The sequence below is a fragment of the Streptomyces sp. SID8352 genome (genome assembly GCF_009862265.1).
Classification (GTDB): Bacteria; Actinomycetota; Actinomycetes; order Streptomycetales; family Streptomycetaceae; genus Streptomyces.
Window position 1 is genome coordinate 72608 of record NZ_WWGX01000027.1, and the last position, 23116, is coordinate 95723.

22 protein-coding genes are annotated in these 23116 nt (G+C 74.1%); 20 read left to right on the forward strand and 2 right to left on the reverse strand.

Translation table 11 applies throughout. The annotated features are described in order from the left end of the window. Window positions 1–103: 103 nt before the first annotated feature. The 4 genes from GTY84_RS08660 to ftsH all read left to right on the forward strand — a co-directional run bounded on the left by GTY84_RS08660 (window position 104) and on the right by ftsH (window position 7257). On the forward strand, window positions 104–1594 hold the full coding sequence (locus GTY84_RS08660) for a hypothetical protein (RefSeq protein WP_161225554.1): 1491 nt from the start codon (window positions 104–106) through the stop codon (window positions 1592–1594). A gap of 366 nt (window positions 1595–1960) precedes the next feature. Continuing rightward, window positions 1961–3334, forward strand: coding sequence for an ammonium transporter (locus GTY84_RS08665; RefSeq protein WP_161225555.1), 1374 nt, complete (start codon window positions 1961–1963; stop codon window positions 3332–3334). A gap of 178 nt (window positions 3335–3512) precedes the next feature. Beyond that, on the forward strand, window positions 3513–5063 hold the full coding sequence (gene ffh, locus GTY84_RS08670; protein ID WP_161225556.1) for a signal recognition particle protein: 1551 nt from the start codon (window positions 3513–3515) through the stop codon (window positions 5061–5063). 244 nt (window positions 5064–5307) lie between these two features. After that, entirely contained in the window at window positions 5308–7257 is a 1950-nt protein-coding gene (ftsH, locus tag GTY84_RS08675) for an ATP-dependent zinc metalloprotease FtsH (RefSeq protein ID WP_161225557.1), read from the forward strand. Between the two features lie 118 nt (window positions 7258–7375). Here the strand turns inward: ftsH and GTY84_RS08680 are convergent, their stop codons facing one another. Then, on the reverse strand, window positions 7376–7981 hold the full coding sequence (locus GTY84_RS08680; RefSeq protein WP_161225558.1) for a hypothetical protein: 606 nt from the start codon (window positions 7979–7981) through the stop codon (window positions 7376–7378). A gap of 647 nt (window positions 7982–8628) precedes the next feature. Here GTY84_RS08680 and GTY84_RS08685 point away from each other — a divergent pair. From GTY84_RS08685 to GTY84_RS08760, 16 genes are all read left to right on the forward strand, one after another. Then, window positions 8629–9225, forward strand: coding sequence for a hypothetical protein (locus tag GTY84_RS08685; RefSeq protein WP_161225559.1), 597 nt, complete (start codon window positions 8629–8631; stop codon window positions 9223–9225). A gap of 270 nt (window positions 9226–9495) precedes the next feature. Then, on the forward strand, window positions 9496–9924 hold the full coding sequence (rpsP, locus tag GTY84_RS08690) for a 30S ribosomal protein S16 (protein WP_161225560.1): 429 nt from the start codon (window positions 9496–9498) through the stop codon (window positions 9922–9924). Between the two features lie 2 nt (window positions 9925–9926). Then, on the forward strand, window positions 9927–10166 hold the full coding sequence (locus tag GTY84_RS08695) for an RNA-binding protein (RefSeq protein ID WP_004924853.1): 240 nt from the start codon (window positions 9927–9929) through the stop codon (window positions 10164–10166). Window positions 10167–10252: 86 nt separating this feature from the next. After that, entirely contained in the window at window positions 10253–10903 is a 651-nt protein-coding gene (rimM, locus tag GTY84_RS08700) for a ribosome maturation factor RimM (protein ID WP_161225561.1), read from the forward strand. Further along, window positions 10903–11736 carry a tRNA (guanosine(37)-N1)-methyltransferase TrmD gene (gene trmD, locus GTY84_RS08705; RefSeq protein ID WP_161225562.1) on the forward strand — a complete coding sequence of 278 codons (834 nt, stop codon included), beginning with the start codon at window positions 10903–10905 and terminating at the stop codon, window positions 11734–11736. The genes rimM and trmD overlap by 1 nt, the downstream gene beginning before the upstream one ends. 136 nt (window positions 11737–11872) lie before the next feature. Further along, the gene (rplS, locus tag GTY84_RS08710; RefSeq protein WP_161225563.1) at window positions 11873–12223 is read left to right on the forward strand and encodes a 50S ribosomal protein L19; all 351 of its coding nucleotides are present in this window, start codon (window positions 11873–11875) and stop codon (window positions 12221–12223) included. Between the two features lie 45 nt (window positions 12224–12268). Further along, a complete protein-coding gene (gene lepB, locus GTY84_RS08715; RefSeq protein WP_161225564.1) occupies window positions 12269–12991 on the forward strand; it encodes a signal peptidase I in 723 nt (240 codons plus the stop codon). Next, entirely contained in the window at window positions 12984–14192 is a 1209-nt protein-coding gene (gene lepB / locus GTY84_RS08720) for a signal peptidase I (protein ID WP_161225565.1), read from the forward strand. The genes lepB (GTY84_RS08715) and lepB (GTY84_RS08720) overlap by 8 nt, the downstream gene beginning before the upstream one ends. After that, on the forward strand, window positions 14113–14967 hold the full coding sequence (gene lepB, locus GTY84_RS08725) for a signal peptidase I (RefSeq protein WP_345943367.1): 855 nt from the start codon (window positions 14113–14115) through the stop codon (window positions 14965–14967). Before lepB (GTY84_RS08720) ends, lepB (GTY84_RS08725) begins: the two co-directional genes overlap by 80 nt. Window positions 14968–15412: 445 nt before the next feature. Beyond that, the gene (lepB, locus tag GTY84_RS08730) at window positions 15413–16186 is read left to right on the forward strand and encodes a signal peptidase I (RefSeq protein WP_161225566.1); all 774 of its coding nucleotides are present in this window, start codon (window positions 15413–15415) and stop codon (window positions 16184–16186) included. After that, window positions 16176–16703, forward strand: a complete 528-nt coding sequence (locus tag GTY84_RS08735; RefSeq protein ID WP_161225567.1) for an NUDIX hydrolase — start codon at window positions 16176–16178, stop codon at window positions 16701–16703. Before lepB (GTY84_RS08730) ends, GTY84_RS08735 begins: the two co-directional genes overlap by 11 nt. Before the next feature lie 56 nt (window positions 16704–16759). After that, window positions 16760–17068, forward strand: coding sequence for a DUF2469 domain-containing protein (locus tag GTY84_RS08740; RefSeq protein ID WP_161225568.1), 309 nt, complete (start codon window positions 16760–16762; stop codon window positions 17066–17068). 468 nt (window positions 17069–17536) lie between these two features. Continuing rightward, window positions 17537–19525, forward strand: coding sequence for a YraN family protein (locus GTY84_RS08745; protein ID WP_161225569.1), 1989 nt, complete (start codon window positions 17537–17539; stop codon window positions 19523–19525). Next, window positions 19522–20832: a DNA-processing protein DprA gene (dprA, locus tag GTY84_RS08750; protein WP_161225570.1), complete on the forward strand. Its 1311-nt coding sequence runs from the start codon at window positions 19522–19524 to the stop codon at window positions 20830–20832. The genes GTY84_RS08745 and dprA overlap by 4 nt, the downstream gene beginning before the upstream one ends. Window positions 20833–21105: 273 nt before the next feature. Then, window positions 21106–21948, forward strand: a complete 843-nt coding sequence (whiG, locus tag GTY84_RS08755) for an RNA polymerase sigma factor WhiG (protein WP_161225571.1) — start codon at window positions 21106–21108, stop codon at window positions 21946–21948. A 92-nt stretch (window positions 21949–22040) separates the two neighbouring features. Next, window positions 22041–22598, forward strand: a complete 558-nt coding sequence (locus GTY84_RS08760) for a TetR/AcrR family transcriptional regulator (protein WP_161225576.1) — start codon at window positions 22041–22043, stop codon at window positions 22596–22598. A 43-nt stretch (window positions 22599–22641) separates the two neighbouring features. On the opposite strand, the gene GTY84_RS08765 is transcribed toward GTY84_RS08760, so the two are convergent. Beyond that, the coding region (locus GTY84_RS08765) for a peptidoglycan DD-metalloendopeptidase family protein (RefSeq protein WP_237532138.1) at window positions 22642–23116 on the reverse strand (475 nt) is incomplete at its 5' end.

Here is a 23116-nt window from a genome sequence, read left to right on the forward strand (position 1 = left end):
TTCGGGGGGTGACACACACCGGACGAACGGTCACCGCCACCGGCATTCTGGTAAGGCTTGGCGCACTCGGCGTACAGGTGGTCTCAGGGATGGGGGCGTTCCAGTGAGCGGCAACGGCGGAAGCGGTACGGGCGCGGGCAGCGCCGCGCCCTCCGGGAAGCGCCCCAACGAGCTGCTCACCTCCTGGTTCGCGCGCAGCGGCTGGTCCAAGGGCGAGCTGGCCCGCCAGGTCAACCGCCGGGCCCGCGGGCTCGGCGCCAACCACATCTCCACCGACACCTCCCGCGTGCGCCGCTGGCTCGACGGGGAGAACCCGCGCGAGCCCATCCCCGGCATCCTCTCCGAGCTGTTCTCCGAGCGCTTCGGCGTCGTGGTCTCCGTCGAGGACCTCGGTCTGCGCGCCTCCCGCCCCGTCCCCTCCGCCACCGGCGTCGACCTGCCCTGGACGGGGCCGCAGACCGTCGCCCTGCTCAGCGAGTTCTCCCGCAGCGACCTCATGCTGGCCCGGCGCGGCTTCCTCGGCTCCTCGCTGGCCCTGTCCGCCGGACCCGGCCTCATCGAGCCCATGCAGCGCTGGCTGGTCCCCTCGCCGCCCGCGCCGGCCGAGCCCGACCCCGCGCCCGCCTCCCGCTCCCGCGGCCGGCTCTCCGGCCCCGAGCTGGAGCTGCTGGAGTCCACCGCTGTGATGTTCCGCCGCTGGGACGCCCAGTGCGGCGGCGGACTGCGCCGCAAGGCCGTCGTCGGCCAGCTCCACGAGGTGACCGACCTGCTCCAGGAACCGCACAGCGGGACCACCCGCGCCAAGCTGTTCAAGGTCGCCGCCGAGCTGGCCGAGCTGGCAGGCTGGATGTCGTACGACGTGGGGCTCCAGCCCACCGCGCAGAAGTACTTCGTGCTCGCCCTGCACGCCGCCAAGGAGGCGGGGGACCGGCCGCTCGGCTCGTACATCCTCTCCAGCATGAGCCGCCAGATGATCCACCTCGGGCGGCCCGACGACGCCCTGGAGCTGATCCACCTCGCCCAGTACGGCAGCCGCGACTGCGCCGGGCCCCGCACCCAGGCGATGCTCTACGCCATGGAGGCCCGCGCCTACGCCAACATGGGCCGCCCCGGCCGCTGCAAGCGCGCCGTGCGCATGGCGGAGGACACCTTCGCCGACGCCGACGACGCCTTCGAGCCCGAGCCCGACTGGATCCGCTTCTTCTCCGAGGCCGAACTGCACGGCGAGAACAGCCACTCCTTCCGCGACCTCGCCTACGTCGCCGGCCGCAGCCCCGCCTACGCCTCCCTGGCCGAGCCCCTGATGCGGCGCGCCGTCGACCTGTTCTCCCGGGACGAGGAGCACCAGCGCTCGTACGCGCTCAACCTGATCGGCATGGCCACGGTGCACCTGCTGCGCCGGGAGCCCGAGGAGAGCGCCGCCCTGGCCACCGAGGCCCTGCGGATCGCCAAGAAGGTCCGCTCCGAACGCGTCACCACCCGCATCCGCAAGACCGTCGACACCGCCGCACGCGACTTCGGCGACCTGGGCGAGGTCGTCGACCTCACCGAGCGGCTCGCCGTCGAACTGCCGGAGACCGCCGAAGCGGTCTGACCCCACCAGCCCCGGCCGCGGCCGGACCTCCCGGAACAGCCCGACTCGGCTCCCCCATGCCAGGTCACTCGGAGGCCGCCGCGGCCGGTTCCCCGTCCGCACCCGGTCGGCGCCGCGCCCCCGCGGCCCCGGCCCCGCCCCGTCCGCCGTCCCGGTCCAGGGCCGCCCCCGTCCCCGGCCGCCCTCCGCCCGCGGCCGTCCCCGTGTGTTCACCGGGGCGAAACACGGGCGCCGCACCCGTCACCGGCGGGAAACACCCGGAGCCGCGGACGGAAACCGGGCCGCGTCACGCTCGTCCCGTAGCGGCCCCACCGCCCCCTCGCCGGGGCCCGCCCCGGGGGCCGTACCGACGACGAGGAGACGCCGATGACCTCAGCCGCCCTGTTCGCCGCGGAACCGCGGCTCTCCGCCGCCAACACCGGGTTCCTGCTCCTCTGCTCCGCCCTGGTGATGCTCATGACCCCGGCCCTGGCCCTCTTCTACGGGGGCATGGTCCGCGCCAGGAGCACGCTGAACATGCTGATGATGAACTTCGTCGGCCTCGGCGTCGTCAGCGTGCTGTGGGTGCTCTACGGCTTCTCCCTGGCCTTCGGCCCCGACACCGGGTCCCTGATCGGCTGGAACCCCGAGTGGCTCGGCCTCTCCGGCATCGCCCCGGGGGAGCTGTGGGACGGGGGGAACGTGCCCGTCCTCGCCTTCCTCGTCTTCCAGCTCATGTTCGCCGTCCTCACCCCCGCCCTGATCAGCGGCGCCCTCGCGGACCGGGTCCGGTTCGGGGCCTGGACCCTCTTCGTCGCCCTGTGGGCCACCGCCGTGTACTTCCCCGTCGCCCACTGGGTCTGGGGGGCCGGGGGCTGGGCCCGCGAACTCGGCGTGATCGACTTCGCCGGAGGCACCGCCGTGCACATCAACGCCGGGGCCGCCGCGCTCGCCGTGGTCCTCGTCGTCGGCCGCCGGGCCGGGTTCCCCGCGCGGTCCGCCCGCCCGCACAGCCTCCCGCTGGTCATGCTGGGCACCGGCCTGCTCTGGTTCGGCTGGTTCGGCTTCAACGCCGGGTCGGGGCTCGGCAACGACGACGGCGTCGGCGCCCTGATGACCGTCAACACCCAGGTCGCCACCGGCGCCGCCATGCTGGCCTGGCTCGCCCACGACCGGATCCGCCACGGCGCCTGCACCAGCCTCGGCGCCGCCTCCGGTGCCGTCGCCGGGCTCGTGGCGATCACCCCGGCGGGGGGCGCGGTCTCCCCGCTCGGCGCGCTCGCCGTCGGCGCCGCCGCCGGGGTGCTGTGCGCCATGGCCGTCGGCCTCAAGCACCGTTTCGGCTACGACGACTCCCTCGACGTGGTCGGCGTCCATCTCGTCGGCGGGATCGTCGGCTCCCTGCTCGTCGGCCTGCTGGCCACCGGCGAGGGGCAGTCCGCCGCCACCGGGCTCCTCCACGGCGGCGGGGCCGGGCAGCTCTGGAAGCAGTGCGCCGGGGTCCTGGGCGTCCTCGCCTACTCCCTGGCGGCCTCCGCCGCCCTCGCCCTGCTGCTGGACCGCACCATCGGGATGCGGGTCCCGGCGGAGACCGAGGCCACGGGTCTCGACCGGGCCGAACACGCCGAGGACGCCTATGACTTCGAGGGCGCGGACACTCCTGCGGCCCGTCCCGCCGTCCGTCCCGGGGCCCGGCCCACCGCCCCGGTGACGGCCGCGGCCCCCGCGCCGGAACCGGCGGGCAGACCGGCCGGCGGCTGACCCGGCCTCCGCCCGGGGCCCGTGCTCCCGGGCGGCGGCGGGGCCGGCGGGGCGCCCGCGGCGCCGGCCGCGGGCCCCGGCGGCCACCGGGGTCACCGGGCGGGGAGGATTTGCTCGCCGGGACGGATACCCTGGAGGGCAGCCCAGAACGCCCCCGACTCCGAGGACCGACGCCGCCGTGTTCGATACTCTTTCCGACCGCCTCTCAGCGACGTTCAAGAACCTGCGTGGCAAGGGACGGCTGTCCGAAGCGGACATCGACGCCACGGCGCGCGACATCCGGGTCGCCCTCCTGGAAGCGGACGTGGCCCTGCCGGTCGTCCGCACCTTCATCCGGAGCGTCAAGGAGAGGGCGCTGGGCTCGGAGGTCTCCAAGGCCCTCAACCCCGCCCAGCAGTTCGTCAAGATCGTCAATGACGAGCTGACCGGCATCCTCGGCGGCGAGACCCGACGGCTGCGCTTCGCCAAGCAGCCCCCCACCGTGATCATGCTCGCGGGCCTCCAGGGCGCGGGCAAGACCACCCTCGCGGGCAAGCTCGGCAAGTGGCTCAAGGACCAGGGCCACTCCCCGCTGCTGGTCGCCTGCGACCTCCAGCGCCCCAACGCCGTCAACCAGCTCAGCGTCGTCGCCGAGCGCGCCGGCGTCGCCGTCTACGCCCCCGAGCCGGGCAACGGCGTGGGCGACCCGGTGAAGGTCGCCGAGGACTCCGTCGAGTTCGCGAAGTCCCGGGTCCACGACATCGTCATCGTCGACACCGCCGGCCGCCTCGGCATCGACCAGGAGCTGATGCGGCAGGCCGCCGACATCCGCGACGCGGTCCGCCCCGACGAGATCCTCTTCGTCGTCGACGCCATGATCGGCCAGGACGCCGTCAACACCGCCGAGGCCTTCCGCGACGGCGTCGGCTTCGACGGCGTGGTGCTCTCCAAGCTCGACGGCGACGCCCGCGGCGGTGCCGCCCTGTCGATCGCCTCGGTCACCGGCAAGCCGATCATGTTCGCCTCCAACGGCGAGAAGCTCGACGACTTCGACGCCTTCCACCCGGACCGGATGGCCTCCCGCATCCTCGACATGGGCGACCTGCTCACCCTGATCGAGCAGGCGGAGAAGACGTTCAGCCAGGAAGAGGCCGAGAAGATGGCCTCCAAGCTGGCGTCCAAGAAGGGCCAGGACTTCACCCTGGACGACTTCCTGGCCCAGATGGAGCAGGTCAGGAAGATGGGCAGCATCTCCAAGCTGCTCGGCATGCTGCCCGGCATGGGCCAGATCAAGGACCAGATCAGCAACCTCGACGAGCGGGACGTCGACCGCACCGCCGCGATCATCAAGTCGATGACCCCGGGCGAGCGCCAGGACCCGACGATCATCAACGGCTCCCGCCGCGCCCGTATCGCCAAGGGCTCCGGCGTCGAGGTCAGCGCCGTGAAGTCGCTGGTCGAGCGGTTCTTCGAGGCCCGCAAGATGATGTCCCGGATGGCCCAGGGCGGCGGCATGCCCGGGATGCCGGGGATGCCGGGCATGGGCGGCGGTCCGGGCAGGACGAAGAAGCAGCCCAAGAAGGCCAAGGGCAAGCAGCGCTCCGGCAACCCGATGAAGCGCAAGCAGCAGGAGCAGGAGGAGGCCGCCCGCCGCGCCGCCGCCGCCCAGTCCGGCGGTGCGCTCGGCCTGCCGCAGCAGGGCGGCCAGGACTTCGAGCTGCCGGACGAGTTCAAGAAGTTCATGGGCTGACGGTTCACCCGCCGTCGTCCGCACTCCGTACGCCCCTGGGGGCGCCCCTTCTCCGCGGGGGGCGCCCCCAGGGGCGTACGCGGTGAACGGGAGCGGGCCCCGCCGTCAGGGGGCGCGGTGGTCCGGGCTTCCCGGGAGGGCGGACCCGCCGCGTCCGGGCTTCCCGGGAAGGCGGCGGGCCTGGAGCCGCCCCCGGGGCGTCCACGCGCATGCCGGTGGGTCTTTCCTGTCGTACCGTCCGGATATGACCAACCCCTCCCCGCCGCGCAAGGCCGCCGAGCCGCCCTGGCGCACCGAGGGCACGCCCGACGAACCGCCGAAGCCCCCGCCCGGCGGCGGACGGCGGATGCGCGGCGGCTGGTGGAGCCTGGTCATCGCCGCCCTGGCCGTCTACCTGCTCGCCAACCTCGTCCTCTCCTTCTTCAATGAGGGCGGCGAACCGACCATCTCCTACACGGAGTTCAGCAAGCAGGTCGACGAGGGCAACGTCAGCCGGATCTACGCCAAGGGCGACGCCATCCAGGGCCAGCTCAAGAAGGCCCGGGACCGGCCCGGCGGCGACGGCACCTACACCAAGTTCCGGACCGAGCGGCCGACCTTCGCCGACGACCGGCTCTGGGAGGAGCTGACCCGGCACCGCGTCACCGTCACGGCCGAACCCGTCGTCCAGCACCGCAGCTTCCTCTCCAACCTGCTGATCTCGCTGGCCCCGATGCTGCTCCTGGTCGTCCTGTGGATCTTCATCGCCCGGCGGATGAGCCGTGCCATGGGAGGCGGAGCGGGCGGCATGCTCGGCCGCAAGGCCCCGCCCAGGCCGGTCGAGCTGGAGCCGGGGAAACCGCGCACCACCTTCGCCGACGTGGCCGGGATCGACGAGGTCGAGGGCGAGCTGAACGACGTCGTCGACTTCCTGAAGAACCCCGACGCCTACCGCCGCATGGGCGCCAAGATGCCCCGGGGCGTCCTGCTCACCGGCCCGCCCGGCACCGGCAAGACCCTGCTGGCCCGTGCCGTCGCCGGGGAGGCGGGAGTGCCGTTCTTCTCGGCCTCCGCCTCCGAGTTCATCGAGATGATCGTGGGCGTGGGCGCCTCCCGGGTGCGGGAGCTGTTCGCCGAGGCCCGCAAGGTGGCGCCGTCGATCATCTTCATCGACGAGATCGACACCATCGGCCGGGCCCGCGGCGGCGGCTCCGGCATGGGCGGCCACGACGAGCGCGAACAGACCCTCAACCAGATCCTCACCGAGATGGACGGCTTCTCCGGCTCGGAGGGCGTCGTGGTCATCGCCGCCACCAACCGCGCCGACATCCTGGACCCCGCGCTGACCCGCCCCGGCCGCTTCGACCGGGTCGTCACCGTCTCGCCCCCGGACCGCGACGGCCGGGAGGCCATCCTCGCCATCCACACCCGCGAGATCCCCCTCGCCCCCGACGTCGACCTCGCCCAGGTCGCCCGCACCACCCCGGGCATGACCGGCGCCGAACTGGCCAACCTCGCCAACGAGGCCGCCCTCCTCGCGGTCAAGCGGAATCAGGACCGGGTGACCCAGGGCGACCTGTCCGAGGCCCTGGAGAAGGTGCAGCTCGGCGCCGAACGGCCGCTGGTGATGCCGCTGGAGGAGCGCAGGCGCACCGCCTACCACGAGAGCGGCCACGCCCTGCTCGGCATGCTCCAGCCGGGCGCCGACCCCGTCCGCAAGATCACCATCGTGCCGCGCGGCCGGGCGCTCGGCGTGACGCTCTCCACACCGGACGCCGACAAGTACGCGTACACGGAGGAGTACCTGCGCGGCCGGATCATCGGCGCCCTCGGCGGGATGGCCGCGGAGCACGTGGTGTACGACGTGATCACCACCGGCTCGGAGAGCGATCTGGAGCAGGTCACCGGCATCGCCCGCGGCATGGTCGGCCGCTGGGGCATGAGCGCGCGGGTCGGCAGGCTCTCCGCCCTCCCCGGCGACGCCCAGCAGGCGTACGGGCTGGCGGCGGCCCCGGCCACCCTCGACGCCATCGACGGCGAGATGCGCCGGGTGGTCGACGAGTGCTACGCGGAGGCCGTGCGCAAGCTGCGCGAGCACCGCGCCCGCCTCGACGCGCTGGCCGAGGCGCTGCTGGCCGACGAGACGCTGGACGAGGCGGACGCCTACCGGATCGCCGGGGTGCCCCGGCTCGCGAAGGAGGACCCGGGGGAGTGACCGGCGTCCCGGTGGCGGAGACCGCCGTCGGCGGGGTCGGCGGGGGTGGCCGGGTGGTCGTGCCGGGGCCCGCGCGCACCCCCGTGCCCACGATCCCCGGCCCGGCCGGGACCCCGGCTCAGCCCTGCGGGAAGGTCCAGACGAAGGGGCTCCCGCCCTCGTCCGACCAGTGGACCTCGATGCTCCCGGCGTCCGCCGGGACGAGGTACGCCGCGCAGAAGACATGGCTCTCGCCCCGTCCCCAGCCCGTCACCCCGTAGGGGTCCTCGCAGCCCGGGGCGGATTCGGGGGCACCGGCGAGGAGGCCGCCGCGCACCCCGTCGGCGAACACGGCGGTGGTGTCCCGCACCGCGGCGACGCCGGTGAGCGGCGGCCCGGAACGGTGGGTGTAGCGGACGTACGCCACCGCGAGCACCCTGCCCCGGGCGTCGGCGGGATCGGCCACCGCCTCCGCCGCGGCGGCCGGGGCGCTCACCTCGACCCGCTGGGCCAGGACCTGGTAGGCGACCCGCCCAGGCGCCTCGACGACGGCGCCGGTCACGCTCTCGCCCTGGGCCGGGCGGCCCCCGGAGGCCGGGGGCGGGGCCTCCTGGGCCGACACCCGCGCGTCGCCGGTGCCCCGCGCGCCGTCGTCCCCGCCGCCGCAGGCGCTCAGGGCCAGGGCCAGGGCCATGGCGAGGGCGGCGGGCGCGGCGCGTCGCGGCGCGGTCGGGTGGTGCGGCACGGCGGCTCCTGTGTGCGGATGTGTCCTGCCCGGGACGGTGGATCACCTTAGAGGAAGGGCCGGGACGACGGCGCTCCACCGGGACGACGGCGCTGCGCCGGGACGACGGCGCTGCGCCGGGACGACGGCGCTGCGCCGGGACGACGGCGCTGCGCCGGGGGAACGGCGGCGGAACCGGCCCCGGCCGCACCCGGCCGCCCTGGAGGCACCGTCCGGCGCCCCGCGGTCGAGGCGGAATCCCTCTTTCCGGAAATACGGGGAGGACCCGGTGCCGGACACCGGGGGCGCACCGGGTAACGTCGCAGGAACCGTTTCCGCAGCCGCATCGTCCCACGGGCGGGAGGCCGTCACCGGCCGGCCGGCGGCGGGCCCCGGAACCGGCCGGGCCCGGTGCGCGGATCCGGCCGGCGTGTGGCCGAAAGCCCCCTTGCGCCCCCGGCGTACTTCGCGCCCCGGCGTGCGAACGGGTGGGACGCACCGGCGCCTACGTCTCGATACGCACCGGCTTGCCACGAGCTGCGCCGCTTCTCCGCAGATCAGCGCACCCGCCCGCGTCGTGACCCAACATGGGTAACTGACGGGTACGGGTAAATTATTTGGGATGCCCGGAATAGGAACACAGGGGCACCCCGGCTCGTTGTCATTACGTGAGCACGACACCACCTGTACTCGCCGCAGAGCTGGCGCAGGCGTGGGCCGACATTCAGCGGCACCACACCGAGCTGCCCGATCTTGCCGCCCCCGAGTCCCTGATCGGGGAGTCGTCGTCCGCCTGCGGGCACGAACTCTCCTTCGAACGACTGCTCCATGAGGCAGTCCACGGCATCGCCGCCGCCCGCGGAGTGCGTGACACCTCCCGCGCCGGCCGCTACCACAACCGACGCTTCCTCGCGATCGCCGAGGAGCTGGGCCTGGACCATCCCGAGGAGCCGCATCCCAGCAGCGGCTTCTCGCTGGTCACCCTCAGTTCCGAAGCGAAGCGCCGCTACCGCCCGACGATCGAGCGCCTCCAGCGCGCGCTCAAGGCCCACTCCGCGGCCACCGCGGCCGACTCGGCCCGCAGCTTCCGCGGTCCGGCCGCCCGCCACGGCTCCTCCGGCGGCGGGGTCCGGGTGAAGGCGGTCTGCGACTGTGGCCGCAACGTGCGGGTCGTCCCGTCGGTCCTCGCCCAGGCGCCCATCGTGTGCGGCGGGTGCGGCAAGCCGTTCCGCATCCCGGAGGTGGTCGGCGCCGGGGTGGGCTGACGATCCGGCTGCTCGTGGCAGCCGGATCGCGGTGTCTCCGGCCCGAGCGGCGCCCGGAAGGCCCGAAGCGGCCCCCGGGTGCCGCTTCCCCCTGCCCGGAGCCCCGGCCGGGGCGACCCTTCGGGTGTGGCACAATGGCTAGCTGTACTCGACAGTCGCACAGGACCCCTCTCTCCTCCGGCTGACGCGTCCGTCGGGCACTCGGGTACCGCAACCCCACGCGGCCCATCCGCCGTGCCCAATCACGTCAAACCAGGAGAATCCACTCCCGTGGCAGTCAAGATCAAGCTGAAGCGTCTGGGCAAGATCCGTTCGCCCCACTACCGCATCGTCGTCGCCGACTCCCGTACCCGCCGTGACGGCCGGGCCATCGAGGAGATCGGCAAGTACCACCCGACGTACAACCCGTCGGTGATGGAGGTCGACGCGGACCGCGTGGCGTACTGGCTCCGTGTCGGCGCCCAGCCCACCGAGCCCGTCCTCGCCATCCTGAAGAAGACCGGCGACTGGCAGAAGTTCAAGGGCGAGCCCGCCCCCGCGCCGCTGCTCCAGCGCGCCGAGAAGCCGGCCCGTCCGTCCTTCGAGGCGCTCGGCGGCGACGCCGACGGCAAGGGCGAGGCCATCACCCAGAAGAAGAAGGCCGACAAGAAGGACGAGGCCGCCGCCGAGTCCGCCGCGTCTGAGTCGACCGAGGCCTGAGCGTGCTTGAGGAGGCTCTGGAGCACCTCGTGAAAGGCATCGTCGACAACCCCGACGATGTGCAGGTCGCCTCGCGCAACCTGCGCCGCGGGCGTGTGCTGGAGGTCCGGGTCCACCCGGACGACCTCGGCAAGGTGATCGGCCGCAACGGCCGCACCGCACGCGCTCTGCGCACCGTCGTGGGTGCGATCGGCGGACGCGGCATCCGGGTCGACCTCGTCGACGTGGACCACGTCCGCTGACGCTTCGCACCGCAGCACCGGCTCGGGCCGGGGAGGGCCACAGGGCCGTCCCCGGCCCGCAGTCGTACGACAGGAGAGCAAGCACAGTGCAGCTGGTAGTAGCGCGCATCGGCCGTGCCCACGGCATCAGGGGCGAGGTGACCGTCGAGGTCCGCACCGACGAACCGGAGCTGCGGCTCGGCCCCGGCGCCGTCCTGGCCACCGACCCCGCCTCCGCCGGGCCGCTGACCATCGAGACCGGCCGGGTGCACAGCGGCCGGCTCCTGCTGCGCTTCGCGGGCGTCCACGACCGCACCGGCGCCGAGGCGCTGCGCAACATCCTCCTCATCGCCGACGTCGACCCCGACGAGCGGCCCGAGGACGAGGACGAGTACTACGACCACCAGCTCATGGACCTCGACGTGGTGACCGCGGACGGCACCGAGGTCGGCCGGATCACCGAGATCTCCCACCTGCCCTCCCAGGACCTCTTCGTGGTGGAGCGGCCCGACGGCAGCGAGGTCTACGTGCCGTTCGTCTCCGAGATCGTCACCGCCATCGACCTCGAGGCCCAGCGCGCCGTCATCGACCCGCCGCCCGGCCTGATCGACGACCGCGCCGAGATCGCCTCCGCGCGGGCACCGGGGGGACCGGGGGAGCGGGCGGCGGCGGACGCGCCGGAGGGTCCGGACGGACCGGAGGGTCCGGGGGAGCCGGGCGGGGCCGGGACGCCGGGTGGGTCGGAGGCGCGGGCGTAATGCGGCTCGACGTCGTCACGATCTTCCCCGAGTACCTCGAACCGCTGAACGTCTCCCTCGTCGGCAAGGCCCGCGCCCGCGGCCGGCTCGACGTCCGGGTGCACGACCTGCGCGCATGGACCCACGACCGGCACAACACCGTCGACGACACCCCGTACGGCGGCGGCCCCGGCATGGTCATGAAGACCGGGCCCTGGGGCGAGGCCCTCGACACCGTCCTCGCCGACGGCTACGAGACGGGCACCGGCGGACCCGCCCTCGTCGTCCCCACCCCCAGCGGGCGCCCCTTCACCCAGGAACTCGCCCTCCACCTCTCCGGGCACCCCTGGCTGATCTTCACCCCGGCCCGCTACGAGGGCATCGACCGCCGGGTCGTCGACGAGTACGCCACCCGGATGCCCGTGTACGAGGTCTCCATCGGCGACTACGTCCTCGCCGGCGGCGAGGCGGCCGTCCTGGTCATCACCGAGGCCGTGGCCCGGCTGCTGCCCGGCGTCCTCGGCAACGCCGAGTCCCACCGGGACGACTCCTTCGCCCCCGGCGCCATGGCCGGCCTCTTGGAGGGGCCCGTCTACACCAAGCCGCCCGTGTGGCGCGACCGGGACATCCCCGAGGTGCTGCTCAGCGGCCACCACGGCAGGATCGCCCGCTGGCGCCGCGACGAGACCCTGCGCCGCACCACCGCCAACCGGCCCGACCTGATCGAGCGCTGCGCCCCCGGCACGCTCGACAAGAAGGACCGCGAGATGCTCTCGATCCTGGGCTGGAGCCCCGACCCGGACGGGGAGCCCTACGGCCGATTTTGGCGCAGGACCGACGGCGTGGAAGAATAGGCCGCTGTTGTGTGCCGGTCCGGCGTGCGCCCCTGCCACGGGGGGAGACGACGTCCGCCCCGATCCGCACAGCACATCCGACCGTATGACTAGTTTCCGTTGATGACCCGTGGCATCAGCGAGGAAAGCAGAAGACATGTCCCACCTGCTCGACACCGTCGACGCCGCGTCGCTGCGCAGCGACGTCCCGGCCTTCCGCCCCGGCGACACCGTCAACGTGCACGTCCGCGTCATCGAGGGCAACCGCTCCCGTGTGCAGCAGTTCAAGGGCGTCGTGATCCGCCGCCAGGGCTCCGGCGTCCGTGAGACCTTCACGGTCCGCAAGGTCTCCTTCTCCGTCGGCGTCGAGCGCACCTTCCCGGTGCACACCCCGATCGTCGAGAAGATCGAGCTGGTCACCCGCGGTGACGTCCGCCGCGCCAAGCTCTACTACCTGCGCGAGCTGCGCGGCAAGGCCGCGAAGATCAAGGAGAAGCGCGAGAGCTGAGCGCGCCGGAGCGTCCGGTTCGGGGCCCGATAGCATCTGGCCCCGATGGACACCGAAGCACAGCACACGGAGCGCAACCGCTCCTCCCGCCCCGTCCCGGCCGAGCACCGCTCGGACCCGGGGGGCCCGGAGGAGCGGTCGCGCTCCGCGTTCTCCGGCCGGATCCGGGAATGGGTGCCCGGCGGCCGGATCACCGTCGCCCTGCTCGCGACGATGGTCTGCCTCCTCCTGCTGACCACCTTCGTCCTGCGGCCCTTCCAGATCCCCAGCGGCTCCATGGAACCCGGGCTGCGGATCGGCGACCGGGTCCTCGTCAACAAGGTCGCCTACCGCTTCGGGAGCGCGCCGCGCCGCGGCGACATCGTCGTCTTCGACGGCACCGGGCGCTTCGGCGCCGGTGACTACATCAAACGCGTCGTCGGTGTCGGCGGCGACCGTGTGACCTGCTGCGACCGCGACGGCAGGCTCCGGATCAACGGCCGCTCCACCGACGAGTCGGCCTTCCTGCACCCCGGCGACAACCCGTCCGACGCGCGCTTCGACGTCGTCGTGCCCGACGGCAGCCTCTTCGTCCTCGGCGACCACCGCGCCGCCTCCAGCGACTCCCGCGACCACCTCGGCTCACCCGGCGGCGGCATGGTGCCGGTGGACTCCGTCATCGGCCGCGCCGACTGGATCGTCTGGCCCTTCGGACACGCCACCGGCCTCGACCGCCCCGACGCCTACGCACGGGTGCCCGGGCCCGCCGACCGGGGCGGGAATGGGTAGCCGGGGCCGCCCGCGCCGCGACCCCGCCGAGGCCGGGCGGACACCGGCGCCGGGCGCGCGCCGGCACACCGAGGCCCCGGCCGACGGGCGCACCCGCGCCGAACGCCGCAGGCTCCAGCGCAAGGTCAGGCGCCGCCGACGGCGCGGAGCCGTCCGAGAGATCCCCCTCTTCCTCGGCGTCGCCGTCCTCATGGCCCTGATCCTGAAGACCTTCCTCGTCCAGGCCTTCGTGATCCCCTCCGGCTCCATGGAGCAGACGATCCGGATCGGCGACCGCGTCCTCGTGGACAAGCTCACCCCCTGGTTCGGGTCCCAGCCCCGGCGCGGCGACGTCGTCGTCTTCCGCGACCCCGGCGGCTGGCTCGGCGGCGAGGGCGCCCCCGGCGGCGGCGACGACCCCGTCGTCGTCCGGCAGATCAAACAGGGCCTCACCTTCATCGGACTGCTGCCCTCCGACGACGAACAGGACCTCATCAAGCGCGTCGTCGGCGTCGGCGGCGACCACGTCCGGTGCTGCGACGAGCGGGGCCGGATCACCGTCAACGGCGTCCCCCTGGACGAGGACTACCTCTACCCGGGCGACGCGCCCTCCCGGACGCCCTTCGACGTCACCGTCCCCGAGGGACGGCTGTGGGTGATGGGCGACCACCGGTCCAATTCGGCCGACTCCCGCGCCCACCAGGGCACCGACTCGGGCACCGTCCCCGTCGACGGCGTGGTGGGCCGGGCCGTCGTCGTGGCCTGGCCGTTCGGCCACTGGAGGGCCCTGGGCGAACGGGACGTCTTCGCCTCCGTGGCCGACGCGGGCGCCGCCTCGACGGCCGCCCCCGCCCCGTCGCATAGGGTTGCCCCCTACCATCGGAACGCGCTCCACCGGAACGCGACGAACCGACTCCCGATCCCTGCGGAACTCCCGCTCGTTATGGGAGTGGTGGGCCTGCACCGCGTACGGGGCGGGCGGCGGCAGAGAGTGAGGAGTTGGCGTGGGGGATGTGGCGGTTGGCGCACGGTCCGGACACGACGGCGAAGAGGACCGCGAACGCCCTGCGCACGCGTCCGGCCCGGTGACGGACGGCGCCCCGGCCCCGGGGAACGCCCCCGGGACCATCGAGGACGGCAGTGTGACGGACGAACAGCACAACGGACCCGACGGCGACGGGACACCGGGGAGGACCCGCGGGAGGAAACCACCCCGCGGTGACGCACCGCGCTCCTTCTGGAAGGAGCTCCCGATCCTCATCGGCATCGCGCTGGTGCTCGCGCTGCTGATCAAGACCTTCCTGGTGCAGGCGTTCTCCATCCCGTCCGCGTCGATGCAGAACACCCTCACCATCGGCGACCGGGTCCTGGTCGACAAGCTCACCCCCTGGTTCGGCTCGGAGCCCGACCGCGGCGAGGTCATCGTCTTCCACGACCCCGACCAGTGGCTGGCGGGCGAGCCCACGCCCGACCAGAACGGGCTGCAGACCTTCCTGAGCTGGATCGGCCTGATGCCGTCGGCCGACGAGAAGGACCTGATCAAGCGGGTCATCGGGTTGGGCGGCGACACCGTCGAGTGCAACAAGACCGGCCCGCTGAAGGTCAACGGCGTCGCCCTCGACGAGCCCTACGTCTACGCAGGCAACACACCGTGCAGCGCCGACGACCAGGGCGGCCAGTTCAAGGTGAAGGTCCCCGACGGCTTCCTCTGGGTCATGGGCGACCACCGGCAGAACTCGGCCGACTCCCGCTACAACCAGGCCGACAAGTACAGCGGCATGGTCCCGGTCAAGGAGGTCGTCGGCCGCGCCGTCGTCGTCGCCTGGCCCATCGGCCACTGGAGCACCCTGCCGGTACCCGACACCTTCGACCAGCCCGGCCTCAAGGACCGGGCCGCCGCGGCCGCGCTGACCGTCGCGCCGCAGGGCCTCGCCCTCGCCGGAGTGGTCCCGGTCGTCTGGTGGCGCCGCCGCAAGGGCCCGGCCGTCACCCGCTGACCCACCCCGAGGCGGCGCCCACCCCTCCAGGCGGGGAACGGGAACGGTCCGGCATCCCGGCGTCCGGTATGCCCGGCGTCCGGCCCGCCCGCGTCCCCGCGGTCAGGCCGCCGTACGACCGGCCGCCCGCTCGCCCCTACGCCCCGTCCGGCCGCCCGCATGCCACGCCCCCACTCCACGTCCGGCCGCCCACACAGCCCCACTCCCCGTCCGGCCGTCCGCGCCCCGCGATCCGGAGCCGCCTCTGAGCCGTGGCGGCCCCCGGCCGCCGAGGTGCGCCGCCCCGGCCTCCCGGAGCCGCCACACGGTGCCGGGCCCCCGCCCGCCCCGGGACCGGTGCCCACGACCGGGGGCCGGGCACCCGGCCCCGCCGACGGTCCCGACGGCGGCCCAGGAACCCGAAGGGGCTGCCCGGCCCCGGTACCGACGGGTAGGGTGCGGGTCCATGGGTGGCGAGAGCACGACGGACACGGCGTCGCGGGGCGGCGGCACGCACGGGGACCCGGCCGGGAGCCGGACCGGGCGGCGGCTCTCCGGACTGGCCGTCGCACTGGGCCTCGCCCTCTTCCTCGGCGGATTCGTCTGGGGCGCCGTCGCCTACCAGCCCTACACCGTTCCGACCAGCTCGATGGCGCCCACCATCGGCGCCGGTGACCGCGTCCTGGCCCAGCGCGTCGACGGCACCGAGGTCCGCCGCGGCGACGTGGTCGTCTTCCAGGACACCAGCTGGGCCAACGTGCCCATGGTCAAGCGCGTCGTCGCCGTCGGCGGCGACACCGTCTCCTGCTGCCGCGAGGGCAGGCTGGAGGTCAACGGCAGGGCCGTCGACGAGACCTACCTGCCCGCCGGACGGCCCGCCGAGATCACCGGCTTCCCCACCGTGACCGTGCCCGAGGGACGCCTCTTCCTCCTCGGCGACGAGCGCGGCAACTCCGTGGACTCCACCGCCCACCTCACCGACGCCGCCGCCGGCACCGTCGCCCGGGACGCCGTCGACGCCCGCGTGGACGCCGTGGTCTGGCCCATGAACGGCATGCTGGAACGGCCCGGCGGCTTCGCCGCGCTCGGCGACCTCTCCCCGCCCGGACCACTGCGCACCGTCGTCGCCCTGATCGCCGCCGGTGCCGTGCTGATCCTCGCCGGTGCCGCCCACGGCCCGGTCGCCCGGCGCGCCGCCGCCCGCTCCCGGACCGGGACGGAGCCCGGCCGTGCCGTCTGAACCGCTCCCCGCCGGGGCCGACGACGACTACCGGGGCGGACTGCGCAGGGTCGCCCGCGTGGTCCTCCTCGACCCGCACGACCGCATCCTCCTGCTCCACGGTCACGAACCGGACGACCCCGCCGACGACTGGTGGTTCACCCCCGGCGGCGGCCTGGAGGGCGACGAGACCCACGAACAGGCCGCCCGCCGCGAACTGGCCGAGGAGACCGGCATCACCGACGCCGCGTTCGGCCCCGTGCTGTGGCGGCGCCGCTGCTCCTTCCCGTTCGCCGGACGCCGCTGGGACCAGGACGAGTGGTACTACCTCGCCCGCACCACCCGGACGGAGACCCGGCCCACCGCGCTGACCGAACTGGAGCGGCGCAGCGTCGCCGGAGCCCGCTGGTGGACGTGTCGGGAATTGACCCGGGCACATGAGACGGTGTATCCGACCAGACTCGCCGGGCTGCTGCGCACGCTGCTCGACGAAGGTCCCCCGGCCGGCCCGCTGACCCTGGACACCGAAATCGTCTAGGGCCCCAGTGGGCTGGCGCACAATGGGGGGACCGCACGGCTGAAGGGGAACATGCCATGAGCGCCGAGGACCTCGAGAAGTACGAGACCGAGATGGAGCTGAAGCTCTACCGGGAGTACCGCGATGTCGTCGGACTGTTCACATACGTGATCGAGACCGAGCGGCGCTTCTACCTCACCAACGACTACGAGATGCAGGTGCACTCGGTCCAGGGCGAGGTGTTCTTCGAGGTCACCATGGCCGACGCCTGGGTGTGGGACATGTACCGCCCGGCCCGGTTCGTGAAGCAGGTGCGGGTCCTGACGTTCAAGGACGTCAATATCGAGGAGCTGAACAAGAGCGATCTGGAGCTGCCCGGCGGGTGACGCGGGGCCGCGCGCCGGGTGCGGGGGCGGCGCCCGGGGCGGGCGCGGGGCCAGGGCGTCGGGGTGTGGTGCGACACGGCCGACGGTGGTGCGCGTGCCGGTGGGGTGCCGGTGTTGCCGCCGCCGGAGCGGGCCGCGCGGCGGGCGGTGACCGGGCATGCTGCCGGTGGCGCGGTGGCGCGGTGGCGCGGTGGCGCGGTGGCGCGGTGGCGCGGTGGCGCGGTGGCGCGGTGGCGCGGTGGCGCGGTGGCGCGGTGGCCTCGTGGGGCCGTGCGGAGTGCCGACCGGGGCGGGACCGACGGTGCCGACACCTGACCGGGCCTGTCTTCGCGGCGCCCGGGATTCGCCCGGAAGAGGGTGAGAATCACCCGGAGGAGTGGCGGAGTTTTCCACAACCCGCCCGCTGTCCACCAAGATCCACAGGCCCGCCGGAAGCCCCGCATCGTTGGCGCCGGAGGTGGTGCCGACATGAACGCACGAGGTGCCCTGGGACAGTACGGCGAGAAGCTCGCCGCCCGCCGGCTGGGCGAAGCCGGGATGACCGTGATCGACCGCAACTGGCGGTGCGGGCGGACCGGCGAGATCGACATCGTGGCCCGGGAGGGCGACACCCTCGTCGTCTGCGAGGTCAAGACCCGCAGGACGGGATGGTTCGAGCACCCGATGGCCGCGGTCACCCCCGGCAAGGCACGACGGCTGCGGCAGCTCGCCGAACGATGGATCCAGACCCACGGCGGAGCCCCGCCCGGCGGCGTCCGCATCGACCTCGTCGGCGTCCTCCTGCCCCGGCGCGGGCGCCCCCGTCGTCGAGCACGCGCGGGGGGTGGCGTGATGGGATTCGCCCGTACCTGCTCCGTCGCCCTGGTCGGTGTCGAGGGGGTGCTCGTCGAGGTCCAGGCCGACCTGGAACCGGGGGTCGCGGCCTTCACCCTGGTGGGGCTGCCCGACAAGAGCCTCACCGAGAGCCGTGACCGGGTGAGGGCCGCCGTCGTCAACTCCGGCGCCGAGTGGCCCCAGAAGAAGCTCACCGTGGGGCTCAGCCCGGCCTCCGTACCCAAGAGCGGCAGCGGCTTCGACCTCGCCGTCGCCGCAGCCGTGCTCGGCGCCACCGAACGCGTCGACCCCCGGGTCCTGGCCGACATCGTGATGATCGGAGAGCTGGGCCTGGACGGCAGGGTGCGCCCGGTACGGGGCATCCTCCCTGCGGTACTGGCCGCCGCCGACGCCGGATACGAACAGGTCGTCGTGCCCGAGAGCGCCGCAGCCGAGGCGTCCCTGGTGCCCGGCGTCTCCGTCCTCGGCGTGCGCAGCCTCCGCCAGCTCATCGCCGTCCTCGCCGACGAACCGGTGCCCGAGGAGCCCCCGGACCAGCAGGGCCGCCCCGACCCGCTGCTGGCCGGACTGCGGATGCCCGGCACGGGCGCCGCCACCGGCACTTACGGCGGGGCCGCGGCGCAGCACGACACCGGGCACGACCTCGCCGACGTCGTCGGCCAGACCGGCGCGCGCACCGCGCTGGAGGTCGCCGCGGCCGGCGGCCACCACCTCTTTCTTTCGGGTCCCCCGGGAGCCGGCAAGACCATGCTCGCGGAACGACTGCCCGCAGTGCTGCCCCGGCTCGACCGCGCCGCCTCCCTGGAGGTCACCGCGGTGCACTCGGTGGCCGGGCTGCTGCCCCCGGGCAAGCCCCTGATCGACACCGCGCCGTACTGCGCCCCGCACCACTCCGCCACGATGCAGGCCCTCGTCGGCGGCGGTCCGGGAGCCGCGCGGCCCGGCGCGGTCTCCCTGGCCCATCGGGGCGTGCTCTTTCTTGACGAGACCCCCGAATTCAGCGGCCGCGTCCTGGACGCCCTGCGACAGCCGCTGGAGGCGGGCCACATCGTGATCGCGCGCAGCGCGGGCATGGTGCGCTACCCGGCGCGGTTCCTGATGGTGCTCGCCGCCAACCCGTGCCCGTGCGGGCGCTTCTCCCGCCGGGACGAGCTGTGCGAGTGCTCACCGGCCGCCGTCCGCCGCTACCAGGCCCGGCTCTCCGGCCCACTGCTCGACCGGGTCGACCTGCGCGTCGAGGTGGACCGGGTCACCCGCGCCGAACTGGCCGGCCGCGGTGGCCCCGGGGACTCCACCGCGACCGTCGCCGACCGGGTACGGGCGGCCCGGGAGCGGGCGGCGGCCCGCCTCGCGGGCACCCCGTGGCGGGCCAACAGCGAGATTCCGGGCCGGGAGCTGCGCGGCACCTGGCATCCCGCCCCCGGCGCCCTGGACGAGGCCGAGCGCTGCCTCGAACGGGGTGTCCTCACCGCCCGGGGACTCGACCGGGTCCTGCGCGTCGCCTGGACCGTGGCGGACCTCGTCGGCCACGACCGCCCCGACGCGACGGACGTGGGGCTGGCCCTCCAGCTCCGCACCGGCGTCCCGAGGGGCGTCCCCATGGCCGTCGGGGCACGGGCATGACGGGCGACGGCGACACGACGGGCACGGCCGGGGCGGCAGGGGTGACGGGCACCATCGGAGCGCCCGGAGCGCCCGGAGCGCGGGACGGTACCGGCGCCACCGGGACCCCGTGGCGGGACGCGTTCCCGCCCGGCGGGGGAGGGGCACCGGTCCGCGACGGCGCGGCCGACGAGGAGAGGCTCGCCCGGATCCTCCTCACCCGCGTCCTCGAACCCGGTGACGCTACCGGCGGACGATGGGTGCGCGAACGGGGAGCCCCGGAGGTAGCGCGGTGCCTCCTCGGCCCCGGACGGGCCCTGCCGGGCGTCACCCGGAAGCGGTGGTCCGGGCTCCGCGCCCGCGCCGCCGCGGCCGACCCGCGGGGCGACCTGGCCACGGCCCGGGAGGCGGGCGTGCGGTTCGTCGCGCCGGGCGAGGCCGAATGGCCCCGCCAGCTCGACGACCTCGGTGACACCCGGCCGCTCGGACTCTGGGTGCGCGGCCGGCCCGGCCTCCGGATGTGGGCGCTGCGCTCCGTGGCCGTCGTCGGCGCCCGCGCCTGCACCGAGTACGGCGCCCACATGGCCGCCACCCTCGCCGCCGGCCTCGCCGAACGCGGCTGGGTCGTCGTCTCCGGCGGCGCCTACGGCGTCGACGGCGCCGCCCACCGCGGCGCCCTCGGCGCGGGCGGGGCCACCGCCGCCGTCCTCGCCTGCGGCGTCGACCGGCCCTACCCGCCGGGCCACACCGCCCTGATCACCCGCATCGCGGACCAGGGGCTCGTCCTGGGCGAACTGCCGCCCGGCGACCACCCCACCCCCAGCCGATTCGTCCTGCGCAACCGCGTGATCGCCGCGCTCACCCGGGGCACCGTGGTCGTCGAGGCCGCTCACCGCAGCGGCTCCCTGGTCACCGCGCGCGCCGCCGCCCGCCTCGGCAGGCACGTCATGGGCGTCCCGGGACCGGCCACCAGCGGGCTCTCCGCGGGCGTCCACGAACTGCTGCGCGGCGAGGCCGTCCTCGTCACCGACGCCGACGAGATCACCGAACTGGTCGGCGGCATGGGCGAGCTGGCCCCCGAACGACGCGGTCCCGTCCTCCCCACCGACCTGCTGGAGCCCGGCACCCGGCAGGTACTGGCCGCGCTCCCCGCGCGGGGAGCGGCAACGGCCGCCGAGATCGCCCGGGGCGCCGGGACGGCACCGGACGACGCCGTCGCGAGACTGTACGAGCTTCGAGCACTCGGTTACGTCGAACGACACGGCGACGACTGGAAGTTGACACGCCAGACGACGGTCTCCGTTCGAGGCGGCCGTGATCCGCGTTGACGGAGCGTGTTCGGCCGTCCGGGGGAACCCCGACGCCCTTGTGAATGACCGCAGTTGAGGTGTTCGAGTGATCATCCGGGTTGATCATCATCCCCGCTGGGGGGCGCCCAGCGGAACGTATCTGCGCATCGCCCCCGAGTGACTCTTCGCACACCGCGACGGCTCAGTCACGCTACGCTCACGAAGACCCCCCGTGAAGACAGGCGACGACCAGGCAGCGAACCGGCGGCCTCCCCAGGCGCACACATACGGCAGAACGGCACAAGGCGACGAATGCCCCAGCACACCTCCGGGTCCGACCGGGCGGCGATCCCCCCAGCCGCCCGCGACGGTGGCAGCGCGCGACCGTCCGCCCCCTCGACGCTCGACGAGCTGTGGCGGTCGTACAAGGCGACGGGGGACGGGCGGCTGCGGGAGCAGCTGATCCTGCACTACTCGCCCCTCGTGAAGTACGTGGCCGGCCGGGTCAGCGTCGGACTGCCGTCCAACGTGGAACAGGCCGACTTCGTCTCCTCCGGCGTCTTCGGGCTGATCGACGCCATCGAGAAGTTCGACCTCGACCGGGAGATCAAGTTCGAGACATACGCGATCACCCGCATCCGGGGCGCGATGATCGACGAACTGCGGGCGCTGGACTGGATCCCCCGCTCAGTACGGCAGAAGGCCCGCAACGTCGAGCGCGCCTACACCACCCTGGAGGCACGGCACCGGCGCACCCCCTCGGAGAGCGAGGTCGCCGCCGAGATGGGCATCGCCGTGGAGGACCTCCACGCGGTTTTCAGCCAACTCTCCCTGGCCAACGTCGTCGCCCTGGAGGAGCTGCTCCACGCCGGCGGAGAGGGCGGGGACCGGCTCAGCCTCATGGACACGCTGGAGGACACCGCCGCCGACAACCCGGTGGAGGTGGTCGAGGACCGGGAGCTGCGGCGCTTCCTCGCCCGGGCGATCAACACCCTGCCCGAGCGGGAGAAGACCGTCGTCACCCTCTACTACTACGAGGGACTCACCCTCGCCGAGATCGGCCACGTACTCGGCGTCACGGAGAGCCGGGTCAGCCAGATCCACACCAAGTCCGTCCTCCAGCTGCGCGCCAAGCTGGCGGGCTTCGGCCGCTGACCTGCACCGACGCCCCGCCGAACGGCCGGTGACTCCCACAGGCGGCGGCACGTCCGTAGAGTGGAGACGTGCCAAGGATTCGAGCGGCCTCCGTGGCCGAGCACCGGTCGATGCAGCGTGCCGCCCTGCTGGACGCGGCACGCTCCCTGTTGTCCGACGGCGGGACGGAGGCGCTGACCTTCCCCGCACTCGCGGAACGCACGGGCCTCGCCCGGTCGTCCGTCTACGAGTACTTCCGCTCGCGCGGGGCGGTCGTCGAGGAGCTGTGCGCCGTCGACTTCCCCGTCTGGGCCGCAGAGGTCGAGGCGGCGATGGAGAGTGCCACGACACCCGAGGGCAAGACCGAGGCTTACGTCCGCAAGCAGCTCGAACTCGTCGGGGACCGGCGCCACCGCGCCGTCGTCGCGATCTCCGCGAGCGAACTGGACGCCGGAGCCCGTGAGAAGATCCGCGCCGCGCACGGCGGCCTGATCGTCCTGATCGTCGAGGCCCTGGCCGACATGGGCCACACCGAACCGAGGCTCGCCGCCATGCTGCTCCAGGGCGTCGTCGACGCGGCCGTGCGCCGCCTCGAACTCGGCGCGGCGGAGGACCCGGCGGCGATCACCGAGGCGGCCGTCGCCATGGCCCTGCGCGGCGTCAGCGGCTGACCCCGCTCCACCCCCGTCCCCTCCCGGCGGCGCGCCACCGCCCTCAGGCGGTACCGCCGCCGGGCAGGGGCACGCCGAGCACCGGCAGCAGCCGGGCCGGACCGCCGTTCAGCAGATACGGGGGCAGCAGGGCCAGCGGATCCTGATAGGCGCCGCCGCGCAGCAGCCCCCAGTGCACACAGCCCGCGCAGTGCGGGCCCACCGGCTCCACCCTGCCCAGCACCTCACCCGCGGCCACCGCCGCGCCCCGCTCGACCAAGGCCGTGACCGGCCCGAAGGTCGTGCGCAACGGCGGCTCACCGGTCCGGGCCAGCTCCAGCGAGACCACGCCGTATCCCGCCACCCGCCCCGCGAAGGTCACCCGCCCCGCCGCCACCGCCCGCACCGGCGCCCCCGCCGCCGCGGCCAGATCGACACCCCGGTGCCCCGGGCCGTAGGGCGTCGCCGGGGGATCCCAGCCGCGCAGCACGGGGGGACGGGTCCCGACGGGCCAGAGCCGGGCCACTCGGGGGACCCCC